At 65.0% G+C, this 2,217-nt stretch carries 2 protein-coding genes and 1 pseudogene; all 3 read left to right on the forward strand.

Annotated elements, in window-relative coordinates:
* Positions 1-534: glutamate ligase domain-containing protein (locus MOV75_RS35320; protein ID WP_309486995.1), on the forward strand; the 534-nt coding region annotated here is incomplete at its 5' end.
* 168 nt (positions 535-702) lie between these two features.
* Positions 703-1,806, forward strand: coding sequence for a phospho-N-acetylmuramoyl-pentapeptide-transferase (mraY, locus tag MOV75_RS35325; protein WP_063202105.1), 1,104 nt, complete (start codon positions 703-705; stop codon positions 1,804-1,806).
* Positions 1,807-1,927: 121 nt separating this feature from the next.
* Positions 1,928-2,217 (forward strand): annotated as a pseudogene (murD, locus tag MOV75_RS35330) (UDP-N-acetylmuramoyl-L-alanine--D-glutamate ligase); the annotation flags it as partial.

The raw sequence follows: 2,217 nt of genomic DNA on the forward strand, positions 1-2,217 counted from the left end.
CACCGCGTGCAGAATGCGCTGGCCGCGCTCGCCGCGGCCCGTGCGGCCAATCTCGATGCGGCGACGCTCGCGATCAAGCTCGACCGGGTCGGTATCATGACTGGCCGTGGCGTCGAGCAGGCGGTCGGGGGTATCACCGTGATCGACGACAGTTTCAACGGCAATCCGGCCAGCGTTGCTGCCGCGCTGCAAAGCCTGCAGGCGCGCAACGTGACCGGCGGCCGCCGCGTTGCGGTACTCGGCGACATGCTGGAGCTGGGCGAAGATGCGCCCGATTATCACACCGCCCTCGCCAAGCATCTCGACGGTATTGACGGCGTCTACTGCGTCGGCCCCCTGATGCGCCACCTCTACGAGGTGCTCCCGGCCGGCAAGGGCCTCGGCTGGCACGACGATCCCGCCTCTCTGAAGCCGGGCGAGGTCGCCAACCTGCTGAGGGCGGGCGATGTCGTGGTTGTCAAGGGCAGCAAGAAGATGTTCTGGGTCAACAAGTTTGTGCCAGGCCTGGTGGCCGCCTTGCAGGCAAAGGCGTAAACTGCTTGGAAGGCGCTGTTCCCGAATCCCACCCTTTGCGGCGCGAAGCCGTCCCGGTTTCCCCAGAGGTCACGCGACCCATGATGAAGACCAGCGAATGCGCGTGAGACACGTTGAGGCCAAGATCAAGGCCAAAACCGCGTGCATAGGCGCCATAGGACCAACTGAATGTTTTACTGGCTGATCGAGCTCTCCAACACATTTCCGGGCTTCGGTGCCGTTCGCACCTTCCTGAACGTCTTCCGCTACATCACCTTCCGCACCGGCGGCGCCGTCGTCACCGGCGCGCTGTTCGTGTTCCTGTTCGGACCATGGATTATCGATCATTTGCGCATCCGCCAGGGCAAGGGCCAGCCGATCCGCAGCGACGGTCCGCAATCGCATCTCGCCAAGAAGGGCACGCCCACCATGGGCGGGCTGATGATCCTGTCCGGCCTCACCGTCGGCACCGTGCTGTGGGCCAATCCACTCAACCCTTACGTCTGGATCGTGCTGGCGGTGACGCTCGGCTTCGGCTTCGTCGGCTTCTATGACGATTACCTCAAGGTGACCAAGCAGACCACGACCGGGTTCGGCAGCAAGCTCCGCCTGCTGATCGAAGCCGCCATCGCACTGGTGGCCTGCTACGCCCTGGTGCGGCTGAACCGCGATCCTGCCTCGACCGCGCTGACGATTCCCTTCCTCAAGGACACCGTGCTGCATTTCGGCTGGTTCTTCGTCATCTTCGGGGCCTTCGTCATCGTCGGCTCCGGCAACGCGGTGAACCTCACCGACGGTCTCGACGGCCTCGCTATCGTTCCCGTGATGATCGCGACCGCGAGCTTTGCGATGATCGCCTATCTCGCCGGCAACGCGGTGTTCGCCGAATATCTCCAGATCAAATATGTCGCCGGCACCGGCGAGCTTGCGGTGCTCTGCGGCGCGCTGCTGGGCGCCGGCCTCGGCTTCCTCTGGTTCAACGCGCCGCCGGCCTCGATCTTCATGGGCGACACCGGCTCGCTCGCGCTCGGCGGCATGCTGGGCGCCATCGCGGTGGCGGTGAAGCACGAGATCGTGCTCGCGGTGATCGGCGGCCTGTTCGTGCTGGAAGCGGTCTCCGTCATCGTGCAGGTGGTGTCGTTCAAGCTCACGGGCAAGCGCATCTTCCGGATGGCGCCGATCCATCACCATTTCGAGCAGCTCGGCTGGACCGAGCCGCAGATCGTGATCCGCTTCTGGATCATCTCGGTGATGCTGGCGCTGGCCGGTCTCTCCACGCTGAAGCTGCGGTGATGATGGTCGTCGCGATTCAATCTTGCTGTCATTCCGGGGCGGCGTGCCAGCGTCGAACCCGGAATCTCGAGGTTCCGGGTTCTCGCTGCGCGAGCCCCGGAACGACGGGGATGAAATCATCATGATCCCCGTCACGTCCTTTGCCGGCAAAACCGTCGCGGTGTTTGGCCTCGGCGGTTCGGGGCTCGCCTCCTGCCACGCGCTGAAGGCCGGCGGCGCCGAGGTGATCGCGGCCGACGACAATGCCGAGAACGTCGCCAAGGCCGTGCAGGCCGGTTTCATCACCGCGGATCTGCGCAATGTTTCCTGGGCAAACTTTGCGGCCCTCGTGCTCGCGCCCGGCGTGCCGCTGACGCATCCGGTGCCGCACTGGAGCGTGCTGAAGGCGCGCGAGGCCGGCGTCGAGGTCAT

The sequence above is a fragment of the Bradyrhizobium sp. PRIMUS42 genome, from assembly GCF_023006515.1.
GTDB lineage: Bacteria > Pseudomonadota > Alphaproteobacteria > Rhizobiales > Xanthobacteraceae > Bradyrhizobium.